23 protein-coding genes and 3 tRNA genes are annotated in these 21298 nt (G+C 55.5%); 15 read left to right on the top strand and 11 right to left on the bottom strand.

The window, feature by feature from the left end; genetic code table 11:
- Window positions 1-60 precede the first annotated feature (60 nt).
- Entirely contained in the window at window positions 61-1455 is a 1395-nt protein-coding gene (gene cycA, locus Q9R34_RS06185) for a D-serine/D-alanine/glycine transporter (RefSeq protein WP_485892802.1), read from the bottom strand.
- A 283-nt stretch (window positions 1456-1738) separates the two neighbouring features.
- On the opposite strand from cycA, the gene Q9R34_RS06180 reads away from it, so the two are divergent.
- Entirely contained in the window at window positions 1739-2431 is a 693-nt protein-coding gene (locus Q9R34_RS06180) for an extensin-like domain-containing protein (protein ID WP_485892801.1), read from the top strand.
- 1 nt (window position 2432) lies between these two features.
- On the opposite strand, the gene Q9R34_RS06175 is transcribed toward Q9R34_RS06180, so the two are convergent.
- A complete protein-coding gene (locus Q9R34_RS06175) occupies window positions 2433-3107 on the bottom strand; it encodes a DUF4396 domain-containing protein (RefSeq protein ID WP_485892799.1) in 675 nt (224 codons plus the stop codon).
- 555 nt (window positions 3108-3662) lie between these two features.
- Here Q9R34_RS06175 and Q9R34_RS06170 point away from each other — a divergent pair.
- Both Q9R34_RS06170 and Q9R34_RS06165 read left to right on the top strand, forming a co-directional pair.
- Window positions 3663-4385 (top strand): autoinducer binding domain-containing protein, encoded by a 723-nt coding sequence (locus Q9R34_RS06170; RefSeq protein ID WP_434124604.1) that lies wholly within the window; start codon window positions 3663-3665, stop codon window positions 4383-4385.
- Window positions 4386-4507: 122 nt separating this feature from the next.
- Complete coding sequence (locus Q9R34_RS06165; protein WP_485892798.1) at window positions 4508-5119, top strand: autoinducer synthase; 612 nt, start codon at window positions 4508-4510, stop codon at window positions 5117-5119.
- A 34-nt stretch (window positions 5120-5153) separates the two neighbouring features.
- Here Q9R34_RS06165 and Q9R34_RS06160 read toward each other — a convergent pair whose 3' ends face one another.
- On the bottom strand, window positions 5154-5378 hold the full coding sequence (locus Q9R34_RS06160) for a DUF2594 family protein (RefSeq protein ID WP_033751095.1): 225 nt from the start codon (window positions 5376-5378) through the stop codon (window positions 5154-5156).
- A 424-nt stretch (window positions 5379-5802) separates the two neighbouring features.
- On the opposite strand from Q9R34_RS06160, the gene uvrY reads away from it, so the two are divergent.
- The 6 genes from uvrY (at window position 5803) to Q9R34_RS06130 (ending at window position 9343) form a co-directional block, all read left to right on the top strand.
- Window positions 5803-6462: a UvrY/SirA/GacA family response regulator transcription factor gene (gene uvrY / locus Q9R34_RS06155; RefSeq protein ID WP_485892797.1), complete on the top strand. Its 660-nt coding sequence runs from the start codon at window positions 5803-5805 to the stop codon at window positions 6460-6462.
- A complete protein-coding gene (gene uvrC / locus Q9R34_RS06150) occupies window positions 6455-8287 on the top strand; it encodes an excinuclease ABC subunit UvrC (protein WP_485892795.1) in 1833 nt (610 codons plus the stop codon). Before uvrY ends, uvrC begins: the two co-directional genes overlap by 8 nt.
- A gap of 68 nt (window positions 8288-8355) precedes the next feature.
- Window positions 8356-8904, top strand: a complete 549-nt coding sequence (pgsA, locus tag Q9R34_RS06145; protein WP_485892794.1) for a CDP-diacylglycerol--glycerol-3-phosphate 3-phosphatidyltransferase — start codon at window positions 8356-8358, stop codon at window positions 8902-8904.
- A 152-nt stretch (window positions 8905-9056) separates the two neighbouring features.
- A tRNA-Gly gene (locus Q9R34_RS06140) sits at window positions 9057-9132 on the top strand.
- A 40-nt stretch (window positions 9133-9172) separates the two neighbouring features.
- Window positions 9173-9246, top strand: a tRNA-Cys gene (locus Q9R34_RS06135).
- Between the two features lie 11 nt (window positions 9247-9257).
- Window positions 9258-9343, top strand: a tRNA-Leu gene (locus tag Q9R34_RS06130).
- 134 nt (window positions 9344-9477) lie between these two features.
- Here Q9R34_RS06130 and Q9R34_RS06125 read toward each other — a convergent pair.
- The 3 genes from Q9R34_RS06125 to Q9R34_RS06115 form a co-directional block, all read right to left on the bottom strand.
- Complete coding sequence (locus Q9R34_RS06125) at window positions 9478-10143, bottom strand: site-specific integrase (RefSeq protein ID WP_485892793.1); 666 nt, start codon at window positions 10141-10143, stop codon at window positions 9478-9480.
- Window positions 10144-10174: 31 nt separating this feature from the next.
- Entirely contained in the window at window positions 10175-10654 is a 480-nt protein-coding gene (locus tag Q9R34_RS06120) for an Hcp family type VI secretion system effector (RefSeq protein ID WP_485892792.1), read from the bottom strand.
- A 216-nt stretch (window positions 10655-10870) separates the two neighbouring features.
- On the bottom strand, window positions 10871-11560 hold the full coding sequence (locus tag Q9R34_RS06115) for a hypothetical protein (protein WP_485892790.1): 690 nt from the start codon (window positions 11558-11560) through the stop codon (window positions 10871-10873).
- A 459-nt stretch (window positions 11561-12019) separates the two neighbouring features.
- On the opposite strand from Q9R34_RS06115, the gene Q9R34_RS06110 reads away from it, so the two are divergent.
- Window positions 12020-12220, top strand: a complete 201-nt coding sequence (locus tag Q9R34_RS06110) for a hypothetical protein (RefSeq protein ID WP_434124609.1) — start codon at window positions 12020-12022, stop codon at window positions 12218-12220.
- Window positions 12221-12324: 104 nt separating this feature from the next.
- On the opposite strand, the gene Q9R34_RS06105 is transcribed toward Q9R34_RS06110, so the two are convergent.
- A complete protein-coding gene (locus tag Q9R34_RS06105) occupies window positions 12325-12495 on the bottom strand; it encodes a hypothetical protein (protein ID WP_033751084.1) in 171 nt (56 codons plus the stop codon).
- A 230-nt stretch (window positions 12496-12725) separates the two neighbouring features.
- Between Q9R34_RS06105 and Q9R34_RS06100 the strand changes: the two genes are divergently transcribed.
- Window positions 12726-12920: a DUF6404 family protein gene (locus Q9R34_RS06100; RefSeq protein WP_434124610.1), complete on the top strand. Its 195-nt coding sequence runs from the start codon at window positions 12726-12728 to the stop codon at window positions 12918-12920.
- Window positions 12921-12971: 51 nt separating this feature from the next.
- Here Q9R34_RS06100 and Q9R34_RS06095 read toward each other — a convergent pair whose 3' ends face one another.
- The 4 genes from Q9R34_RS06095 to Q9R34_RS06080 all read right to left on the bottom strand — a co-directional run bounded on the left by Q9R34_RS06095 (window position 12972) and on the right by Q9R34_RS06080 (window position 16546).
- Complete coding sequence (locus Q9R34_RS06095) at window positions 12972-14471, bottom strand: SulP family inorganic anion transporter (protein ID WP_434124611.1); 1500 nt, start codon at window positions 14469-14471, stop codon at window positions 12972-12974.
- 149 nt (window positions 14472-14620) lie between these two features.
- Window positions 14621-14881 (bottom strand): biofilm/acid-resistance regulator YmgB/AriR, encoded by a 261-nt coding sequence (locus tag Q9R34_RS06090; RefSeq protein ID WP_434124612.1) that lies wholly within the window; start codon window positions 14879-14881, stop codon window positions 14621-14623.
- A gap of 370 nt (window positions 14882-15251) precedes the next feature.
- Window positions 15252-15659 (bottom strand): DUF2000 family protein, encoded by a 408-nt coding sequence (locus tag Q9R34_RS06085; RefSeq protein ID WP_485892789.1) that lies wholly within the window; start codon window positions 15657-15659, stop codon window positions 15252-15254.
- Between the two features lie 41 nt (window positions 15660-15700).
- Window positions 15701-16546, bottom strand: a complete 846-nt coding sequence (locus Q9R34_RS06080) for an AraC family transcriptional regulator (RefSeq protein WP_485892788.1) — start codon at window positions 16544-16546, stop codon at window positions 15701-15703.
- Window positions 16547-16706: 160 nt separating this feature from the next.
- On the opposite strand from Q9R34_RS06080, the gene Q9R34_RS06075 reads away from it, so the two are divergent.
- From Q9R34_RS06075 to Q9R34_RS06060, 4 genes are read left to right on the top strand one after another with little or no spacing between them, the layout of a single operon-like run.
- Window positions 16707-17138 carry a MarR family winged helix-turn-helix transcriptional regulator gene (locus Q9R34_RS06075; protein ID WP_434124615.1) on the top strand — a complete coding sequence of 144 codons (432 nt, stop codon included), beginning with the start codon at window positions 16707-16709 and terminating at the stop codon, window positions 17136-17138.
- A 2-nt stretch (window positions 17139-17140) separates the two neighbouring features.
- The gene (locus tag Q9R34_RS06070) at window positions 17141-18826 is read left to right on the top strand and encodes an MFS transporter (RefSeq protein WP_485892787.1); all 1686 of its coding nucleotides are present in this window, start codon (window positions 17141-17143) and stop codon (window positions 18824-18826) included.
- Window positions 18823-19917: an HlyD family secretion protein gene (locus Q9R34_RS06065; protein WP_434124617.1), complete on the top strand. Its 1095-nt coding sequence runs from the start codon at window positions 18823-18825 to the stop codon at window positions 19915-19917. The genes Q9R34_RS06070 and Q9R34_RS06065 overlap by 4 nt, the downstream gene beginning before the upstream one ends.
- Window positions 19917-21290 carry an efflux transporter outer membrane subunit gene (locus Q9R34_RS06060; RefSeq protein ID WP_485892786.1) on the top strand — a complete coding sequence of 458 codons (1374 nt, stop codon included), beginning with the start codon at window positions 19917-19919 and terminating at the stop codon, window positions 21288-21290. The genes Q9R34_RS06065 and Q9R34_RS06060 overlap by 1 nt, the downstream gene beginning before the upstream one ends.
- Window positions 21291-21298: the final 8 nt, after the last annotated feature.

Below are 21298 nucleotides of genomic sequence, written 5' to 3'. Positions count from 1 at the left end.
TCATCGCTGAGGGGGACGCCCGGTCGATACCTCTCGCGCGTTAACGAGGAGGCAAACCGCTTATCGGGCGGCGCGACGACGCAGCAGCCAGCCCATGGTCAGCATAACAAACCATAGCGGGGTCACCATCAGCGCCTGACGGGTATCCTCCTGCAGCGTCAGCAGCACCAGCACGAAGGCGAAGAACGCCATCACCACCCAGCACATGAACTTGCCAAGCGGCATCTTAAAGCCCGACGCCGCGTGGCGCTCCGGATATTTCTTGCGGTAAGCCAGATAGCTGCACAGGATAATGGTCCAGACGAACATAAACAGGATCGCCGACACCGTGGTCACCATCGTGAACACCGTCATCACGTCCGGGATCAGATAAATCAGCGCGACGCCTGCAAGCAGGCAGAGGCAGGAGAAAAAGAGTCCGGCAGTCGGCACCGCACGCGCGGAGAGTCGACCGAAGGCGCGGTGCGCCACGCCCTGCTGCGACAGGCCATAGAGCATACGGCTGGTGGAAAAGATGCCGCTGTTGGCGGAAGAGGCCGCTGAGGTCAGCACCACAAAGTTCACGATACTGGCCGCCGCCGGCAGGCCGATCAGCACGAACATCTCAACAAAGGGGCTGCGATCCGCCAGCACCTGCGTCCAGGGGGTCACCGCCATGATGACCATCAGCGCCAGCACATAGAACATAATCACGCGCAGCGGAATGGCGTTAATGGCGCGCGGCAGCACCTTATGGGGATCGTGCGTCTCCGCCGCCGCCGTGCCGACCAGCTCAATGCCGACAAAGGCGAACACCGCAATCTGGAAACCGGCGAAAAAGCCGCTCAGCCCTTTCGGGAACAGGCCGCCGTGATCCCAAATATTGCTCAGGGACGCAGTGCCGCCGCCTGGCGACGGATAGTGCAGGGTCACCAGCACGATGCCGGTAATAATCAGCGCCACGATGGCGACGATCTTTATGATGGCGAACCAGAACTCCATCTCGCCGAACATTTTGACCGTGGCGATATTCAGCGCAAGGAAGATGAAGACGCACAGCAGGGCGCTCATCCATACGGAAAAGCCGGGGAACCAGAGCTGGAAATAGGCGGATATCGCCACCACGTCGGCAATGCCGGTCACTACCCAGCAGAACCAGTAGGTCCAGCCGGTAAAGTAGCCCGCCCAGGGGCCAAGCAGATCGGCGGCGAAATCGCTGAACGATTTGTATTCCAGATTGGAGAGCAGCAGCTCGCCCATCGCGCGCATAACAAAAAAGAGCATAAAGCCGATGATCATATAAACGAAAATGATCGACGGGCCCGCCAGGCTGATGGTTTTGCCGGAGCCCATAAACAAGCCGGTGCCAATGGCGCCGCCGATGGCGATAAGCTGAATATGACGGTTATGCAGATTACGCCGCAGCTTGTCAGGATTCTCCTGCCCGGCAACGGCTTCTTTTATTTGATCAACCATAAAATCGTTCTTCCTGTCTGGATGTTGTGTCAGCTCTGCTGGCTGTTTGCGATCGCTTACCTGGAGGCAAGTGGGCATAAGATAGAGGAATAAGACAAAAGCTCGCTAATTTTTTTGTACAAATGCGACCTTTACGTCTTATTAACATGTCAGAAAATCTTTACGCAGCACAAACTTGCGGCACAACGCAGCTGTTTTAAGCGAAAAGCGTCGTTTCCGACGCTAAACCGGCGCGTAGCTTCTACACTTTTGTTCTCTAAATCAAGCTGCTGCGAGAGGGAGAATGCGTACGATTATTCTGCTACTGGTACTCATCGCCGTTGGGTGGTGGAGTCTGCCGTGGCTAAAACAGCATCTGCCGCCCTCGTTCAATCCCTTTACGCCGCTGGCGGTCACCGATTCGCCCGGCTGGATGACGCGCTACAAACTCAAGCGGCTGGCTGGCGATCCCGCGGCCTGTCTCGACGTGATGCGCCGCGCGCAGCTGGCGGGCCTGGTGACGTTTAGCGCGCGTCCCGCCGTTACGGGCGCCTGCCCGCTGCCTGACCCGCTGCGCATCCAGCGGTTCGGCAAGGTCAGCCTGAGCAGCAGCTTTCTCGCCAGCTGCCCAATGGCCGTCGCCAGCACGATGTTTGTGCTGCGCAGCCAGCAGCGTCTGGCGCAGTCTGGCGCATCGCTGACGCGCATCAACCATGTCGGCAGCTACGCCTGCCGCAATATCTATCACCGCACTGAAGGGCGCTTAAGCGAGCATGCGACTGCGGATGCCTGGGACGTTACCGGCTTTCATCTGGTCGATGGACAACGTCTTGAAGTGGGGAAAAACTGGACACAGCCGGAAAACAAGTCGGCTCTGCTGCATCAGCTCTGGCAGGAGGGGTGTAATAACTTTGGCAATGCGCTGGGACCAGATTATAACGCCGCGCATGCCAGCCATTTTCATTTCGGTATGCGCGGAACCGGATATTGTCGTTGAATTAGACTGCCGGGTTCAGCCCACGTTTAATCAGGAAATGATTGGCAGGCCAGGAGAATATAAATCCGGTCAGCATCCCGAGCTGCAGCATAAACCAGAAAGCCGCCGTCAGCGGATTAATCTGCTGATGAAGCACAAATTTTAGGGCCAGGCTCATAAAGAGGAAAATACCCGCCTGATAAACCAGCAGCGGGAACGTTTCGGTGCGAAAGGCGATCAGCAAGGCGCGCCATATGGAAAATGTTTCGCGCTGCCTGATCGCCATAAACTGTAAAAAAAGACCGCTAATCAGAGAAATAGTCAGACAGATAATTGCCTGCATCCAGATCGGCGTAGCAAAATGAGAGTGGTTTAGCAGGGTGATAATCGGAATAGTAATCAGTTCGCTAAAAAGGCAGGCTGCCGCAGAGAGAGAAGTGGTAATAAATATGGTTTGCCAGCCAGCGTATTGATGAATTTTTTGCGGAACCAATAGCGCAAGTTTAAGATGACGCGAAGGTTTTCGACCAAGATACCACCAGGCTAGCCAGCCAAAGAACGGCATGTAAAGTCCGGTCAGAGGCCAGATAATGCTCATTATCCCGACAGGATGAGGATGGCGGAATATATCCTTAAGGATCATCAGAGCGGTACAGGCTCCTAATACCAGGAAGGGCAATGCCAGCTGATTCAACATAGTGTTTCCCACCTGCAAAGGTAAAAAGCGCATCCGTAACAACGGCCGAAGGCAGCCAGAGGCCTGCATGCCGCGCGAAAGGCGTCGATAAAGCGTCTATGGCTAAGCTTAGCCCAATTGCAACACAAGGCAGCAATCGATGCTTAAGCGAACCGGCAAAAAAAGCACGCATTTCCACCCCTGCCGGCGTTTTCGCTTTAGAATACCTTAACTCTATGTTTACAAATAAATTGCGGATCTAAACTAATTTAACTTAATAGCGATGCTGAATGATGGCCGATGGGTGAAGAATTTATTGTTGTGCTGCAGATTGAATCTCATTAAGAAAAATCTTATTCTGTTTTTTCAGCGGCGCTACTGCTGAGAATGAGATTCTCTTTCGACAGGCGCAGAAAATATGTTTTAAGTAAAACACGCACAACCGGACGTGACGTGGTTTTTACTGGTATGCCTGTTTTTTTCTCAACAAAACTTTTTTCGCTTATAAAATTAATTTTTTTAAATGCACAACCTCAATAACCAGACGCGTCAGCGTGAGGATAACGCCGAGGCAATATGACTAACGAAAATTATTTCGTCTGGCGCCGAGAGACGGAAAAAGAATTTCAGGCTCTCACTTCAACAGAAGAATTGAAGACGCTTATTCAGACACAGGTCGTGTCATTAGGGTTCGACAGCTATTCCTTTTTGATTCAGCATCCTGTGCCTTTTACCCGGCCGCGTATTTTTTTGCATAGCACCTATCCGCCTGCCTGGATTAAACGCTATGAAGAAAAAAACTATTATGCTCTCGATCCCGTGTTAACGCTATGCCAGCAGCCCGGACGCGGCCTCGAGTGGACGCACGACCTTTTCACCAATGCCGGGGATTTGTGGAAAGAGGCACAGGAGCACGGGCTGAACAGCGGATTTTCCTGCTCCGCCATGGCATCAAATCGCGCCATTGGTATATTATCTATAGCATCCCGCCTGGCAAGCAGGACGCAGCATCAGCACGTCGAGCTGGAAGTGAAACTGCACTTTCTCGCGGAGCTGAGTTTGCGTGCGCTCCAGCGTTTTTCCGATGATGCGCTAATGGTGCTAAAAAATGATTTTAGTCAGCGCGAGCTGGAAATTTTGAAATGGACCGCGGAGGGTAAAACCTCGGCTGAAATTTCGCTCATTTTAGCTATCTCGCAGCATACGGTAAATTTTCACCAAAAGAATATGCAAAAGCGATTTAATGTTTCCAATAAAACCCAAATTGCCTGTTATGCGGCGGCGATTGGTCTGATATAGAAAAAGGCAACTACTAAATTTAGTAGTTACGTTGCCGAAAGTAGTTGTCTACCCTGCGCCAGGACTTTGCCAGGCAGGCGTAGCGTAAATCAGTGCAAACATGAGGATGTCAGGGGCGCATGATGAAAATAATTCAAACCCAGTTCAAGGATATGCCGTCCTCTCTGCTGGCCGAGTTGGGCAGCTACCGTTATAGCGTATTTGCGCGTGGAGAAGGCTGGTCAATTCCACCGCGGCTCAGCACGCCGGGTCAGGAGTATGACCGTTTTGATCGTTCGGATGTCATCTGGCTACTGGCATGGAGCGCGCGCGACGGCATTAGCGGCTGCGCGCGGCTGATGCCGTGGCATGAGCCCGCCCAGAGCGAAGGGCTGGTCGTGCCGTTCAGTCATGAAAAAGTGTGGGAGATGTCGCGCTTCTCGGCGAAGCTGGAAGTGGACGCTGAGCTGCCGTTCAACCTCTTATGGCACGCCGTACAGCTCGCCGAACTCAACGGCATGGAGTATTTGATCAGTTCGGCGACGCCGATGCTGGAGAAGATGTTTGAGGATCATCAGGTCGCCTATGAGCCGCTCACGCCGGGGTTGATTCAGTCGGAGGACAACCTGTTCGCCATTCGTATTCCGGTGACGCAGCCTGCGCTGGCAGAAAAGTATCGCGGGACGCGACGCTTTAGCCCAGAGGAGGTGTTGCCGTCACTGGGTGTTTCTGTTAACTGGCAGTCGCACACCTGAGCGCGCGCCCCCGCGTCAGGCGGGGGCGAAGGCATCACTGACGATAAGCGGTTTTAATCTGTTTAATGGTATTGCTAAACACTTCCGCCTGCGGCTTATCACCCAGGGTCTGCACGTAGCGTTCCATATTAATAATTACTTTGCCGGCGTCTGCCTGGCCCATTCCTTTCAGAATCAGCGTCACCATCATTTTCAAACAGGCGACTTCATCAGCCAGCTTTAGCGTATCGTGCGAGGTCACAAACTCTTCATCGCTCATCGTGTTCTCCTTGGGGGTTAATCGATCGTGCCGGCATGTTCCGCACAGCCGTGCAACAGTATATCACAGCACGCTATTTAGCTGCGCAAGCGAAGCGTCAGCGCGGTTGATTCATCAAGAGGAGATGATTTAAAGCAGCAGGTGAATAATTTTCACCGATTGCTGGTGCAACAATTAGACGTAGATCGATATTTTGCCTGCGGTATAATTTAACCGTTTGAAATTAAACGATAAAAATAATTGACAGGGCAATCATAATTTATACGGCATGCCTGTTTAACAGGTGGTCTGGAAAGCCTTGATGTAAATCATTGAATACGGTCAAACATTCAGGCTGTTGATGTTCATCAGGATGAAAAGCAGGTATCATGCGCGGATTCATTATCAGAATTATCCCTCATTTTAGCTTGCGGAGTGCTCCCCGTTGATCAGTGTTCTTCTTGTGGATGACCATGAACTGGTACGCGCCGGTATTCGACGCATACTGGAGGATATGAAAGGTCTTGTGGTCGCGGGAGAGGCCTGTTGCGGCGAGGACGCGGTGAAATGGTGTCGGGCACATCAGGTCGATGTCATCCTGATGGATATGAACATGCCCGGCATTGGCGGCCTGGAAGCGACGCGCAAAATTGTGCGCTTCAATCCCGATATCAAAATTATCATGCTGACTATCCACACCGAAAACCCGCTGCCCGCGAAGGTGATGCAGGCGGGTGCGGCGGGTTATCTCAGCAAAGGCGCCGCGCCGCAGGAAGTGGTAAACGCTATTCGTTCCGTGCACGCAGGCCAGCGCTATATCGCTTCCGATATCGCCCAGCAGATGGCGCTGAGCCAAATTGAGCCGCAAAAAGCGGAATCGCCCTTCAGCTGTTTGTCGGAAAGGGAATTGCAGATTATGCTGATGATCACCAAAGGGCAAAAGGTGACGGAAATTTCCGAGCAGCTCAATCTCAGTCCTAAAACCGTTAACAGCTATCGTTATCGCATGTTCAGCAAGCTGAACATCAGCGGCGACGTAGAGTTAACGCATCTGGCCATTCGACATGGCCTGTTCAATGCGGAGCCGTTAATCAGTAGTGAGTGAAGTTTTCAACGCCAAAGCCTTTCTCAGCACGGTGACCAGCCAGCCGGGCGTGTACCGCATGTACGACGCTTCGGACACCGTGATCTATGTAGGAAAAGCCAAAGATCTTAAGAAGCGCCTCAGCAGCTACTTTCGCAGCCATGTCGGCAGTCGAAAGACTGAGGTGCTGGTCAGCAACATCCATCATATAGACGTCACCGTTACGCACACTGAAACGGAAGCGCTGCTGCTCGAGCATAATTACATCAAGCTCTATCAGCCGCGCTACAACGTGCTGATGCGCGATGATAAATCCTATCCGTTTATCTTTCTTAGCGGCGATACGCATCCGCGCCTGGCCTACCATCGCGGCGCAAAACACGCGAAAGGCGAATATTTCGGCCCGTTCCCGAATGGCTATGCGGTGCGTGAAACCCTGGCGCTGATGCAAAAGGTCTTTCCGATTCGCCAGTGTGAAAACAGCGTCTACCGTAATCGCTCCCGACCCTGCCTGCAGTATCAGATTGGACGCTGCCTGGGGCCGTGCGTCGCGGGGCTGGTGAGCGAAGAGGAGTATGCGCAGCAGACGGAATATGTGCGGCTGTTTCTCGCCGGTAAAGATGACCAGGTGTTGAACATGCTGGTGAAGCGCATGGAAGAGGCGAGCCTCGGGCTGCGCTTCGAAGAGGCGGCGCGTCTGCGCGACCAGATTCAGGCGGTGCGCCGTATCACGGAAAAGCAGTTCGTCTCTAATCAGGGCGACGATCTGGATGTAGTAGGGGTGGCCTATGACGCCGGCATGGCCTGTCTGCACGTGCTCTTTATTCGTCAGGGCAAAGTGCTGGGCAGCCGCAGCTACTTCCCAAAAGTCCCGGCCGATACCGAGCTGGCAGAGGTAGTGCAAACCTTCGTCGGCCAGTTTTACCTGCAGGGCAGCGAAGCGCGCACCCTGCCAGGCGATATCCTGCTGGACTTCGACCTGCCGGAGCGCGAACTGCTTGCCGCGTCGCTGAGCGAGCTGGCGGGTCGACGCGTGACCATCCAGAGCAAACCGCGCGGCGACCGCGCGCGCTACCTTAAGCTGGCGCGCACCAATGCGGCGACGGCGCTCACCACGCGGCTATCGCAGCACTCCACTATCCAGCAGCGGCTGGCGGCGCTGGCGCAGTTTCTCGAGCTGGACAAAATCCACCGCATGGAGTGCTTCGATATCAGCCACACCATGGGCGAGCAGACCATCGCATCCTGTGTGGTATTCGACGCCAACGGGCCGCTGCGCAGCGACTATCGACGCTACAATATTGACGGCATCACTCCGGGCGATGATTATGCGGCGATGAATCAGGTGCTGCGACGCCGCTACGGCAAAGCGCTGGAAGAGGACAAAATACCTGACGTCATTCTAATCGACGGCGGCAAGGGACAGCTGGCGCAGGCAAAGCAGGTGTTTGCCGAGCTGGACGTTGAATGGGATAAATCGCGACCGATTTTACTGGGCGTGGCGAAAGGGAGCGATCGTAAAGCGGGCCTCGAAACCCTCTTTTTTGAAGCGGAAGGCGAGGGCGTTTCGCTGCCGCCGGACTCTGCAGCGCTGCATGTTATCCAGCATATTCGTGATGATGCTCACAATCATGCAATTTCGGGCCACCGAAAAAAAAGGGCGAAAGTAAAGAATACCAGCGCGCTGGAGAGCATCGAAGGGATTGGCCCAAAACGTCGCCAGCAGCTGCTTAAGTATATGGGCGGCCTGCAACCCTTGATGAATGCCACGGTGGAAGAGATTGCCAATGTACCCGGCATTTCGTTCGCGCTGGCGGAAAAAATATACCATTCGCTAAAACACTAGCATTGAAACAGGTGAGGCAATGTAGGAACATAGGGGAAATTCTACCCATTCCAGACAGTTACCGGCATATGCAATTTAACATTCCGACGTGTCTCACCCTGTTTCGAGTCGTCCTGATTCCTTTCTTTGTGCTGGCTTTCTATCTGCCATTCTACTGGGCGCCGTTCGCCACCGCGCTGATTTTCGTGGTCGCTGCGGTAACCGACTGGTTCGACGGCTTTCTCGCCCGTCGCTGGAAGCAAACCACGCGCTTTGGCGCCTTCCTCGATCCCGTGGCCGATAAGGTGATAGTGGCGATTGCGCTGGTCCTGGTCGCGGAATACTTTCATTCATGGTGGATTACTCTGCCAGCCGCAACCATGATTGCGCGCGAAATTATTATTTCCGCGCTGCGCGAGTGGATGGCGGAGATTGGCAAGCGTAGCAGCGTCGCCGTCTCCTGGATCGGCAAGGTGAAAACCACAGCGCAGATGCTCTCGCTGGTGGCGCTGCTGTGGCGTCCCGATACCACGGTTATCGCCGTGGGCGTGGTAGCGCTTTATATCGCCGCTGTGCTGACATTCTGGTCAATGTTTCAGTATTTGAGCGCTGCGCGCGGCGATCTGCTCGATAGCTGATCGAAGCGACTTAAAAAGCAGCAAACGGACGCACTGTGAAGATAATTCTGTTGACTCAGTGCGTCAGGTCAGTAGAATGCATCGCATCGAACGGCAGCGAGGCTGCCAGAAGATAAGCAAAATCAGCAAGTTCCATTAGATTGCTGAACAATGCGGGAATAGCTCAGTTGGTAGAGCACGACCTTGCCAAGGTCGGGGTCGCGAGTTCGAGTCTCGTTTCCCGCTCCAGATTTGCAGGTCAGGAACCCCTGACGGCACAGCGGATAAAGGCGCGTTGGCAGAGTGGCCATGCAGCGGATTGCAAATCCGTCCACCTCGGTTCGACTCCGGGACGCGCCTCCACTTTATACCCTGCCCGGGTGGTGAAATCGGTAGACACAAGGGATTTAAAATCCCTCGGCTTATGGTCGTGCGGGTTCAAGTCCCGCCCCGGGCACCATATCTGTCGATTTAGAAAAACCAAATTAAAACAAAGCAGTAGTAAGCAATGTCGTGACCGCCTTCGGGGCGGTTTTTTTGTGCTTACCGTTTCCGCCTAACATCATTTTTTGCTGACTGACTAAAAATTCACTCTCACTGAGTACCGACTACCGGCACTATCTTTACTTTGCGATCGTAGCGCGCCGTTTGCGAAATGGATTTATGACCGGAAATATTCTGCTTTTTCCGCAGCGTGCCATCCAGATCCGATATGCCTTTTGCCTTGATATCGTGAAATGTGAAATCAAGCTGACGTTCAGCGTGTACAGCAGATGCTGCTGAGCGCGCTTTTGCCCAGGCGCTATGGAAAGCGTCGTGCGTGTATTTGCCGCCGGTGCTTTGATGCAGGACATACAGGCTGCTGAGTCTAGGTTTAAGCGGCAACGCTTCGGCCATGGCGATCCCCGCACGCAGTCGATCCGACCATGCTTTAATCTGCTTTTTGTTAGTTTTATGCTGGCAAATAAAAATCCCTTCCTCCAGCAGCTGGCCGCGCGTGAGCTCCAGTACATCTTTTTGCCCAGACGGCAGGCAACGGCGAATCGAGAGGGCAGAGTGATATGGAGCCCCCGGCGGCAGGGTAAAACTTATATTTTGTCCGCCCGCGATAAACGCGGGGCGGCAGGGCATTGATGGAAGTTGGTAATAACGGGATATGTGATAGCCTGGATAATAACGATACTTGTAATAATAAAATTTTATAAAACGTTTTGGTTTTACTTTTGATCTGCCAACACCAGCCCGGCTAATGCCGGGCATTTTTTTCTTCTATTTAGTCTAGTGTGGCCTTCTATGCACAGCAACGGTCATTCCATGAATCCCGAAAAATGATATTTCCATCCGTGTATTTCCATGTAATGGCCTCATAACGTAATTCCAGTGTTTCCAGGTGGGTACTGCTCATGCCGTTAGGGGCAAGGTACGGGGAAACCGTTGTGATTTTAACGTTTTCTAAAATGATATTGAAATATTCAGACTCGATACCCGATTCCAAAATACGATACATTTTTATTGTCGCTTTTTTCATAGGGCGGCCCTGACATACGGCACGGTAAAGAAGCGGCGTAGTCTGATCGAATTCTTTGACTATCGTTATAGGCTGGTGAACGCGCGTACCTGTCAGTTTTCCCCAGCTGGGATCTACCGGAATAGTGACACCACGAGAGAATGATTTTAACTCGATGGAGCCTAACCGAAGTGGCATCATGCAGCTACCGACTATAGGGGAGCCGTTTTCATCTTCTAGCCATAAATGTGCTGGAGTAGCCATGTATAATTTCCTTATAAATATGTTGTAAAGGTTACCATTTTACAAAAATCGTTATCAATATGATAAATACCGGTATTGGCCATAAAGGGCCGTCTGGAAAAAAATGTAAAAGAGTGAATGAAAAAATCACCGTTAATGCGGCAGGGCCATAGTAAGTAAGAGAGGTTTTGAAAAATGCCTTTATAGAAATTTTAAGAATTTTTTTCATTTATTAAATCACCCAATCATCTTTTGAATGATGCTGATTACATCCCGATCTGATGTTCCTATATTAAACGCTTGCGCTCTATCAAATAAAGGTTCGATCAGGAAAAACATCATTTCCAGTTCTTGAGTATATAGTGCGTCATAATAACCAGGTCCAGTATAATGCAGTCGACGTGCGCTATCCGCAGCTTTTTGGACTACTCCATAGATACCAGCAATGCCAGCGAGGCCGGCAGCTTTTCCACCGATTAACGCGCTCATGTTAAGGCTTAAATTCAATCCAACAGCAACTGTAGTGGCTACAGCCAGGGCCATCCCCGCACTTGTTAGATAGCTGGCAGCAATGTGAACGTTGACCGCCATCAAACCTTTTTTTATGTATTCTAATTGATCTTTTGTTTTATATCTGAATATTTCTGCGAAATAAATTTTTAGCATGTCATAGACAACATTGCCGTGCTGGAATAGATGTAATATGCCTCGCTGGAAGCGAATATCTTCATTTTTTTGTTGAATACAGACATCCTGATACTCTTCAGTGAAGCAGGATGTGTAAAAAAGAGCACGCTTTGCGCCCGCCCCAATCATATCAATTTGATTAGATACCTTTTTTCCAGCGCCTGTTAATACGTGGTCGAGTTTTGACGCAAGTATATTATTTGCCTGTAGAAAACTTATCACTTCATTGCTGTAATACATAACCCAGTCCCTTTGGCCATTGTAACTTTACTGATTAAACAATAATGGCGCCTGTGTGTCATGTAAACATCTAAATGGCTCGTTCAATTGAATGTTTATGCGCCATTACGATTAAATATTTCCAAATTTTACCTGGCATGGGATTATATCCACGCCAGAAAGCCCATCATAACTGGTAGAAACTTTTGGAAAATGTTAGTCAGAATTAACTTATCTTCCTGATAAATAATGTTTTGCCACGCAATTTAAAATCCCTCGGCTTATGGTCGTGCGGGTTCAAGTCCCGCCCCGGGTGCCCTATCTGTCGATTTAGAAAAACCAAATTAGAAAAAGCAGTAGTAAGCATTGTCGTGACCGCCTTCGGGGCGGTTTTTTTGTTTCGGAATTGTCCCGCCAGCTAATCAATATAAGCGTTCCTGTAAATCGCGTTACTTTACTTCCTCACCAACAGGGGAGGTTATGATGGAAACGAAATACGCTAAAGATGCTATTCATGTGTGTCGTTTGATGTTTGGGCAGGCCGTGCTTGAGCTGCTGGCCGATGGTCAACCGTTAACTAACTGTGCGCTAAAAGAAAAGATTAAGGTGATGTTGCCCGATGGTAGACCTGAACTGGTGTATAAAACGGCGATGGAGCTGCTCAATCATTCTGTGCACTAATGATGCGCTATATCCGTTCTATCCTGACATCCTTATGCCGGGACATCGCCCATGAGGAGATCGGTAACGGTAAAATAAAACCCGGCGCTGGCCGGGTTTTTTCATTACGACTGCGGCTGTCCAACCGGACCTGAGCCCAGCGTGCCGCCCGGCGACGACTGACCGCTTGGCGCATGAGGACGGCCATCTGATTTAATCGCATCGCTGCGGTGCATACAGCCCGCCAGCGCCAGCACCGCCAGCGTAATGCAGATCCCTTTTTTCACGTTGTTCATCGTTGCCACCTCATTCTCCGGTATTGAAAAAGAAAGCATGAAAATGCAATGAAATTAAAGCGTAGCAGGCCAGCGTCAGCGCACCAGCTTTGGACGCATAAATAAGTGCATGGCGGTAAAAGTTGACCCGCCTCTCATCTGACGCAGCCAGGAATGCAAATCGCCGCGCGATGCGCTACTTTCTCGCCTCGACAATGCGGCACGGGCTGCAGAGACAAAAAGGAAGCGAGATGCAGGGCGTCATGAAATTTATAAAAGGCTGTCTACTGTTTGCCCTGCTGTGGGGACTGTTTATGTGGTTTTGCTTCTGGCAAAAAGAGGGGATGGAAACAGGGATGGCGATCTTACAAAGCCTCTACGCAGGCGTCATCTATCAGGCGATGACCACGCTCATTGTGCGTTTCAAGGCGCGTCGGCAGGCCTGACCATTTTAACGGCGATGCGGCCTCCGCCGCATCGCCATCATCAGCCGTAAATCATTCGAATTTGCCGGTCAGACGGCGATGAAAATCGCTGCTGCGGGTGTCCAGACCCACAATCGTTACCTGCGCACCGTGGCGCTGATAGCGGTATTCAATACCATCAAGCGCGGCCACCGACGAGGCATCCCAGATTTGCGCCTCAGTCAGATCGATAGTGACCTGTTTAGGGTCATGGCCGTAATCGAAGTGTTCAAACAGATCGTTGCTGCTGGCGAAAAAAAGCGGGCCGCGCACGCGATAGCGCACCGAGTGGCCGTCGGAGCTGACTTCGCGCTCGGCGTGGATCACGTGGGCGATACGACGCGCAAACAGCATCATGGCGGCGATCACGCCCGCCAGCACGCCCAGCGCCAGGTTGCCGGTCCATACCGTAACGCCAATCGTCAGCGCCATCACCAGCGTTTCCGACCAGGGCATGCGCCTGAGCGTGGCGGGCTGCAGGCTGTGCCAGTTCACCGTCTTGACCGCGACCACCATCATAATGCCCGCCAGCACAACCATCGGGATCTGCGCCATGACGGCGCTCAGGCCAGTTACCAGCAGCAGCAGCACCAGCCCGGCGACCAGGGTCGACACGCGCGTGCGCGCCTTGCCCAACTCGACGTTGACGATGGTCTGGCCGATCATTGCGCAGCCGGCGATGCCGCCGTAAAAGGCGGCGAAAATGTTGGCGACACCTAATCCCCAGGACTCGCGACGCTTGCTGGAGAGCGTATCGGTCAGATCGTCCACCAGCTTAGCCGTGAGCAGCGACTCCATCAGGCCGACAAAGGCGATGCTGAGGGCGGTCGGCCAAACGATTTGCAGCGTCTGCAGGCTTAACGGCACCTGGAGCGCATTGAGACCGGGCAAACCAGCGCTCATTGGGCCTTCGTCGCCCACGTTGGGCACGCGCCAGCCCATCAGCAGCGCGACAGCGGTAACGACCACGATAGCGACCAGCGGGGAGGGCACGCTTTTCAGCAGGCGCGGCAGCAGCAGAACGATTGCCAGCGTCACGGCAAACAGCAGCCACACCAGCGAGCTTTGCCCCCACACATGCGGCACCTGCGCGAAGAAGATCAGCACGCCGAGCGCATTAACGAAACCGAGCATCACCGAGCGCGGAATATAGCGCATCATGCGCGCCAGACCCGCTACGCCGAACAGGATCTGAATCACGCCGCCCAGCACCACGGCGGGCAGAATATAGGCCACGCCGTGGGTATGCACCATCGGGCCGATCACCAGCGCCACCGAACCGGCGGCGGCGGTGACCATCGCCGGACGTCCACCCAGTATTGAGAGCGTCAGGCAGAGCACGACGGACGCCACCAGGCTGACCTTAGGGTCGACGCCGGCGATGACGGAAAAAGAGATCACTTCTGGGATCAGCGCCAGCGCGGTGATCACGCCCGCCAGGCACTCGCGGGTGAGCAGGGCGGGGGAACGCAGCACGCGTCCCATGCTCAGGTCGCTGTCCACAGATGGGGCAACGTCATTCGATTGACTCATAAACTTGCAGGCTCTTTTGGATTATTCGCTCTCGCAACAGACGCGGAGCGTGCAGCAAAAATTAAGCTGGAGAGAGTACTGTCTGAAAGGATATTTTGCCAGCGATGACTGGCGGAACGGGCAGGATAACTCCATCCCTGGAGTCAGAATTATACCGTTAAATCGTCGGGGGTTTTATGCACCACCCGCTCCAGCAGCTGACGATAGATATCGAGCATCGCCGGATCCGACTCCAGCTCCAGCCAGTGGATCAGTTTTGCAATAATCGCTTTATTGCTAACAGGATTACCTGCCTGAAGAATTTCCGCGATGGCTAAACCCAGCATTTCCATCTCGCTAACGGTGGTGTTGCTTGCTGCGTTAAAGCGATCGCCCATCTCTTTATCGGTTTGCGAAACAGCGTCTTGCATGTGTCAGCCCTAAACTAGCTCTGGCTTTCAAATTGAATACCAGGTCAATTAACGATGAAAATCCCCTTACATGGACAGATGTAAAGGGTGCCAGCTCATCAAAAAAAGACCTCTGAAGGTGGAAATCCACTGACACCTTCAGAGGCGACGCAAACGCATCATTCGTTACGGAATCGTTATCCGATTCATGGGGCGTAAAGTTATACAAAGAAGGTGTACAGACACAAGTCTAATATTAAGCAATTTGTGCTATATGTTAATTATCAGTAACATATAGTTGTACCTTGCCCATCAAAGCTGTACAGGTTGTTTGTACAATGAGACGCGTGTACAGCCATATGAAAAAGCACAGGGTCTTTCCCGCCCCTGTTTAGCTAAAAAGCTTTAACGTTGAGGTCAGCTTTCGAACCTGTTTTTTCTCGCCGACCAGCGCCAGACCCAACAGCCGCCACTCGCTGGCCGGGATTTGGCGCATCTGTGCGCAAAAGGCCTCATAGTCGGTAGTGGTCTGACCCTGCTCAGGAAAGAGCACCAGATCGCACGCCAGTTCGGCACAGCTTGCACGCAGCGCATCCATTTCGGCATGGGTGGCCGCCAGCACAGGAATGCCGACCGGGATAAGGCCGGGAAAGCAGCAGGCATTGGCGTCCTGTAGCGCCTCGCCGACCAGTGCGGGGTGACGCTGGCCGAGCGTCAGCGCGATAACCGCTGCGGCGTTGGCGGCTTTACCCGGGGCGAGATCGTTTTGCAAAATCATGACGCAACGAGGGTCTTGCATAGCACTTCTCCAGACAGAAAAAACGCATTGTGACCGCGTCTTTAGCCCGCGTCTGGAAGATTTGTGCAGGCCTGTTGGTAGCGCGCAGGCGTCAGATGGCAGGCGCGCTTAAACCAGCGGCCCAGATGGCTTTGATCGGCGAAGCCCAGCGCCGCAGCGACGTCGGCGGCAGGGATGCCCGCCGCCAGCTGGCGGCGCGCCTGGGATAAGCGCCACTGCACCAGCCAGGCGTGCGGCGGCAGGCCCCACTGCGCCTGAAACAGGCGGGAAAGGCGAAAGCGATCCACCTGCAGCGCCTCGGCCATCGCCTGTAAACCTGGATTAAGCGCATGATGGGCGATAAGCCAGTCGCGCGCCTGCTGCGCCAGCCGGCGATCGTTATCCGCCGCGAGCAGCTCGCTGCGCCAGAGCGGATGCTGGCTCAGCTGCAGGAACAGGCGGTCGAGCGTGGCCTCTTTGATCAAGGCCGGATGGTCGTGCCACAGCGCGTCGAAGCAGTGCCAGACGGTCCAGGCGAGCGCCTGGTCGTCGCGCAGCGTGGCGGCGAAGCGGAGTTCGCCGCCGTGGCCAGCGGTGCAGAGCGGCGACAGCTGCTGCGCCATCTGCTGCGGCGAGAGGTAGAGCAAACGATAGGTAAAACCCTGCGCATCCACGGCGTCGCCGTCGTGCAGCTCTTCCGGCTCCAGCATAAATACCGTGCCGGGCCGGCTGCGATGCTGTTTACGGCGCGAGTGAAACTGCTGCACGCCTTGCTCCGTCACGCCGATCAGATAGCTGTCGTGCCAGTGGGGATCGTAGGCGTGGCCGGTGAAATGTGCGCGGATTGTCTCGATGCCGTGCAAGGCGTCGCGGCGCAAATCTACCCAGTTACCGTTGCAGTCAGCCATAGTCGCTCCAGTTTTACCCCGTCCGGGGAGTAATATGACGCTAAATCCCGACGATACAGGCGTCATTATTTAACGTCATGTGCTATTTTCATTAGCAATTTGCTCAGCGTATAATAACGCATTCATTTAGTTAGAACCCTAATAATCAGGTCGCTACGCTTTGACTCTGCACTATAAAACCTTTACTCATCTTCTCTACCAGACCGCACACGCGTGGCGGCTGGCCGTCGATCGTCACCTTAAACACAGCGGCCTGAGCATGAGCAGCTGGATGGCGATCGGCCTTATCGCCAGCGAAACGCGGCCGCTGACCCAGACGGAGCTGGCGCAGATGCTCGGTCTTGAGGATGCCAGCATGGTGCCGCTCATCGATCGTCTGGTGAAACAGGAGCTGCTGACGCGCGTGCAGCCGCCGGAAGATCGCCGCAAGCGCCACCTGGTGCTGACCGAAAAGGGCAATCAGGCATTCGCCTTAGTGAAAAGCGAGGCAGACGCACTGCGCGCCGATCTGCTCGGCGATATCGATCCGCAGGCGCTGGCGACCACGGAACTGGTGCTGCAACAGCTGCTGACGCGTATGGGAAATATGTAGCGGTGGCACGACGCAATCCCTACGCGCAGCGCGAATGGTTGCCGCATGAAAAACCCATGCTGCCGGGATCGCCCTCAACCCCGATTCATTCGCCGCCGAAGCGGATTGCCTTTGGCCTGATTGGCCTGCTGATCTCGCTTACCGGGGCGCTCAGCAACGCGCTGGTTACCGCCAATCTGACCAACCTTCAGGGCACGTTCGGCGCCTGGTCCAGTGAAATCGCCTGGCTGCCCGCCGTCTACGTGATGGGCAACATCTCTATCAACCTGCTGCTGGTGAAGTTTCGCCAGCAGTTTGGCCTGCGCGTGTTTACCGAGGCCTTTCTGGTGCTCTATGTGCTGGTGGCCTTTTTCCATCTCTTTGCCAACGATCTCAGCTCGGCGATTATTGTGCGCACCGCCCACGGCATGGCGGGCGCCGCGCTCAGTTCGCTGGGGATCTACTATCAGGTGCAGGCGTGGCCAGCAAAGCATCGGCTGAAGGCGCTGGTGATCGGTCTGACCGTCTCGCAGTTCGCTATTCCGATGGCGCGGCTTTTTTCGTCCGAGCTACTGCAGCTGGAGGAGTGGCGCGGGCTCTATCTGTTTGAGCTGGGTCTGGCGATGATCGCGCTGGGCTGCGTGCTGGTGGTGAAGCTGCCGCCGGGCGATCGCATCAAGGCTTTTGAAAAGCTCGACTTCGTCACCTTTATGCTGCTGGCGCCGGGCATGGCGCTGCTCTGCGGCGTGCTGTCTCTGGGGCGCATCGAATGGTGGTTTACCACGCCCTGGCTCGGCGTCTGCCTGGCGCTCGCGCTGGTGCTGATCGTCGCGGCGATCGTCATTGAACACAACCGGAAAAATCCGCTGATCAATACCCGCTGGCTCAGCAGCGGCAACATGGTGCGTCTCGGCATCGTGATGATTATGATACGCATCGTGCTGGCGGAGCAGAATACCGGCGCGGTCGGCTTTTTGCAGCAGCTGGGGCTGCTTAACGATCAGATGCGCGGCCTGTCGCTGGCGATTATCGGCGGCATGACGCTCGGCATCGCCACCAGCGCGCTGACCATCCGGCCCGCACACCTCAACTGGCCGATCGTCACCTCGCTGGCGGTGATGATCGTCGCCTCGCTGATGGATGCGCAGGCCAGCCCGGTCACGCGCGCTAACAATATGTATATTAGCCAGTTTCTGCTCGGCTTCAGCAGCACCTTTTTTATGGCGCCCGCGATGCTGATCGGCATCGGCAGCGTGGTGACGCAGCCGAAAAATCTGGTGAGCTTCGTGGTGCTGTTCGGCATGAGCCAGAACCTGGGCGGTCTGATCGGCTCTGCCATCCTCGGCACCTTTCAGGTCTGGCGCGAGAAGTACCACTCCAGCCTGATCGGGGATCAGCTCTCGCTGCTCGACCCCAACGTTACGGAGCGCCTCAGCCAGTACGGCGCGCTGTTCAACAGCCAGCTGGGCGATCCTGCGCTGCTGAGCGCGCAAAGCACCAGCCAGCTGCAGAGCGTTGCAACGCTGCAGGCGAACGTGCTGGCCTATAACGACACCTATTTACTGACGGCGGCGCTGGCGCTCATTACCCTGATGTGGGCGCTGTGGCGTCTCTCTCGTCAGCGATATCTCAACTGGCGACAGGCGCGCTTTAATCTGATGGAGCAGCGTCTGGCGGCAGCGTCACAAGCACCTACGGAGTCACGATGAGTCAGCAGGATGAACTTCAGGCGGCGGAGCGCGAGCGCGCCAACCGGCGGCGCATTCTTTCTATTGCGGCGGGAAGCGGCATCGCCATTCTTGGCGTACTGATCATTTTATACGCCTGGCAGCTCTGGCCCTTTACCAGCGCCATACAGAGTACGGAAAACGCCTATGTGCGCGGTCAGGTCACCTTTATCAGCCCGCAGGTCAATGGCTATCTCACCTCGGTGGAGGTAGTGGATCTTCAGCCGGTGCAAAAAGGGCAGCTGCTGATGACTATCGACGATCGCATCTATCGGCAGCGTGTGCATCAGGCGCAGGCACAGCTGGCGATGAAGCAGGCGGCGCTCAGCAACAATCTGCAGCAGCGCCGCAGCGCGGAGGCCACCATCGCCAGCAACAAGGCGGCGCTGGAGAACGCCAGAGCCCAGGCGCTGAAAGGGGGCTTCGATCTGAAGCGCGTGGAAAATCTCGCCGCCGACGGCTCGCTCTCGGTGCGTGAACGCGATGCGGCGCGCGCCGCCAACGCGCAGGCGCAGGCAGCGGTGCGTCAGGCAGAGGCGCAGGTGGCGGTGGCGCAGCAGAATCTGCAAACGGCGATCGTTAATCGCGCCTCGCTGGAAGGGGACGTGGCCAGCGCCCAGGCGGCGCTGGAGCTGGCGCAGATCGATCTTGCGAATACGCGTATTACCGCGCCGGATGCCGGGCAGCTCGGCCAGCTTTCGGTGCGCAAAGGGGCCTATGTCACTGCGGGTACGCGACTGACCTCGGTGGTGCCGGACCATAAGTGGGTTATCGCCAACCTGAAAGAGACGCAGCTGGCGGATATCCGACCGGGCCTGCCGGTGACGTTCACCGTTGACGCACTTAACGGCAAACGCTTTAGCGGCCATGTGGAATTTATCTCCCCGGCGGCGGGCTCCGAATTCAGCGCGATTTCGCCGGATAACGCCACCGGTAACTTCGTTAAAATTGCCCAGCGCATCCCGGTGCGTATCGCCATTGACGCGGAGGATATGCGCGAGCTACGCCCCGGCATGTCGGTGGAGGTCAGCATCGATACCGCCGCGCAACCGCGCGACAAGGCGGTGAAATAATGCGGCGGCTGTTGTGCGCTGGCCTGGCGGCGCTCGCGCTGGCCGGCTGCGCCACCGAGGTAGAGAAAGCGCCGGCGTCGCTGCCGATTCCGCCGCAGTGGCGTAACCAGGCTGGACCCGCCGCCGCGCCGGAAGCGGAGTGGTGGCGCGCCTTTGGCGACGACAACCTTAACCGGCTGGTGACGCAGGCGCTGCGCCATAACCTCGATATTCTCACGGCGCGTTCGCGCGTCGAACAGTATCGCGCCGAACTGCGCGCGGCGCAGGGCGATAACTTCCCGACGCTGAGCGCGGGCGTCGGCGCGACGCATCAGCGCGCGCTCTCTGCCGCTACCGGCCAGCCCTATGAGAGCGCCGTCTATCAGGGGCTGCTGCAGGCGAACTACGATGTCGACCTGTGGGGCGCGCGCCGCAGCAGCATCGCGGCCAGCGAAGCGTCGCTGGAGGCGCAGCGCGCGGCGGCGGCGGCGGCGGAGCTGACCGTCGCCAGCTCGGTCGCGTCGGGCTATCTGAGCCTGGTGGCGCTGGATGAGCAGCTGCGCGTGACCGAGGCGACGCTTGCGTCGCGCGGCAATTCGCTGCAGCTTGCGCAGCGCCAGTTCGAAACCGGCTATAGTTCGCGACTGGAGTGGATGCAGGCGGCGTCCGAGTTCCAGACGGCGAAGGCGCAGGTGCCGCAGCTCCGGCATCAGATCGCCCAGCAGGAGAACGCCCTGAGCATTCTGGTCGGGATGAACCCGCGCGAGATTGCGCGTCGCCCGCAGTTCAATCAAATTATGCCGCAGCAGATGCCGCAGCTACTGCCGTCGCAGCTGCTCAACCGGCGGCCCGATATCATTGAGGCGCAGCGCCTGCTGCTGGCGGCGGACGCCACGCTCGCCTCGTCGCAGGCGAAGCTGCTGCCGTCGCTCAACCTGACCGCAAGCGGCACCCTGCAAAGCAGCGAACTGCATCAGCTGATCGACCATCCGTTTCGCCTCTGGAGCATCGGCGGCAGCGTGCTGGCGCCGCTGCTAAACCGCGAAGCGCTGACGGCGCAGGTGGATGTGTCGATGGCGGCGCGCAACCAGGCGCTTTACGGCTATGAGAAAGTGGTGCGCAACGCCTTCTCGGAGGTGAACGACGCGATGGACGCCATTCAGCAGGGGCAGGCGCAACTGGCGGAGCTGCAGAAGCAGGAGGAGTATGTTTCGGAGGCGCTGCGCATCGCCCGCAATCGCTATCAAAACGGTTACGCCTCCTATCTTGACGAGCTGGACGCGCAGCGCACGCTGTTCACCACCCAGCTCAACCTGGTCTCGGTGAAAAATAACCTGCTGCTGGCACAAATCGCCCTGTATCGTGCGCTGGGCGGCGGCTGGCAGGCGCGGTAGGCCGCCTA

Origin of the sequence: Enterobacter sp. BRE11, from assembly GCF_031844285.1 — a bacterium.
GTDB lineage: Bacteria > Pseudomonadota > Gammaproteobacteria > Enterobacterales > Enterobacteriaceae > Pantoea.
Note: the sequence above shows the minus strand (reverse complement) of the source record. Positions and strands in the feature narration are given on the sequence as shown.

What these genes read in the sequence shown, in the direction of transcription:
- Q9R34_RS06080 (WP_485892788.1), bottom strand. Translation starts at nt 16,546, where the DNA reads ATGGCTGACTGCAACGGTAACTGGGTAGATTTGCGCCGCGACGCCTTG.
- Q9R34_RS06090 (WP_434124612.1), bottom strand. Translation starts at nt 14,881, where the DNA reads ATGCAAGACGCTGTTTCGCAAACCGATAAAGAGATGGGCGATCGCTTT.
- Q9R34_RS06065 (WP_434124617.1), top strand. Translation starts at nt 18,823, where the DNA reads ATGAGTCAGCAGGATGAACTTCAGGCGGCGGAGCGCGAGCGCGCCAAC.
- Q9R34_RS06060 (WP_485892786.1), top strand. Translation starts at nt 19,917, where the DNA reads ATGCGGCGGCTGTTGTGCGCTGGCCTGGCGGCGCTCGCGCTGGCCGGC.
- Q9R34_RS06110 (WP_434124609.1), top strand. Translation starts at nt 12,020, where the DNA reads ATGATGGAAACGAAATACGCTAAAGATGCTATTCATGTGTGTCGTTTG.
- Q9R34_RS06105 (WP_033751084.1), bottom strand. Translation starts at nt 12,495, where the DNA reads ATGAACAACGTGAAAAAAGGGATCTGCATTACGCTGGCGGTGCTGGCG.
- Q9R34_RS06085 (WP_485892789.1), bottom strand. Translation starts at nt 15,659, where the DNA reads ATGCAAGACCCTCGTTGCGTCATGATTTTGCAAAACGATCTCGCCCCG.
- Q9R34_RS06180 (WP_485892801.1), top strand. Translation starts at nt 1,739, where the DNA reads ATGCGTACGATTATTCTGCTACTGGTACTCATCGCCGTTGGGTGGTGG.
- Q9R34_RS06120 (WP_485892792.1), bottom strand. Translation starts at nt 10,654, where the DNA reads ATGGCTACTCCAGCACATTTATGGCTAGAAGATGAAAACGGCTCCCCT.
- Q9R34_RS06170 (WP_434124604.1), top strand. Translation starts at nt 3,663, where the DNA reads ATGACTAACGAAAATTATTTCGTCTGGCGCCGAGAGACGGAAAAAGAA.
- Q9R34_RS06125 (WP_485892793.1), bottom strand. Translation starts at nt 10,143, where the DNA reads ATGCCCGGCATTAGCCGGGCTGGTGTTGGCAGATCAAAAGTAAAACCA.
- Q9R34_RS06160 (WP_033751095.1), bottom strand. Translation starts at nt 5,378, where the DNA reads ATGAGCGATGAAGAGTTTGTGACCTCGCACGATACGCTAAAGCTGGCT.
- pgsA (WP_485892794.1), top strand. Translation starts at nt 8,356, where the DNA reads ATGCAATTTAACATTCCGACGTGTCTCACCCTGTTTCGAGTCGTCCTG.
- Q9R34_RS06175 (WP_485892799.1), bottom strand. Translation starts at nt 3,107, where the DNA reads ATGTTGAATCAGCTGGCATTGCCCTTCCTGGTATTAGGAGCCTGTACC.
- cycA (WP_485892802.1), bottom strand. Translation starts at nt 1,455, where the DNA reads ATGGTTGATCAAATAAAAGAAGCCGTTGCCGGGCAGGAGAATCCTGAC.
- Q9R34_RS06095 (WP_434124611.1), bottom strand. Translation starts at nt 14,471, where the DNA reads ATGAGTCAATCGAATGACGTTGCCCCATCTGTGGACAGCGACCTGAGC.
- Q9R34_RS06165 (WP_485892798.1), top strand. Translation starts at nt 4,508, where the DNA reads ATGAAAATAATTCAAACCCAGTTCAAGGATATGCCGTCCTCTCTGCTG.
- Q9R34_RS06100 (WP_434124610.1), top strand. Translation starts at nt 12,726, where the DNA reads ATGCAGGGCGTCATGAAATTTATAAAAGGCTGTCTACTGTTTGCCCTG.
- Q9R34_RS06115 (WP_485892790.1), bottom strand. Translation starts at nt 11,560, where the DNA reads ATGTATTACAGCAATGAAGTGATAAGTTTTCTACAGGCAAATAATATA.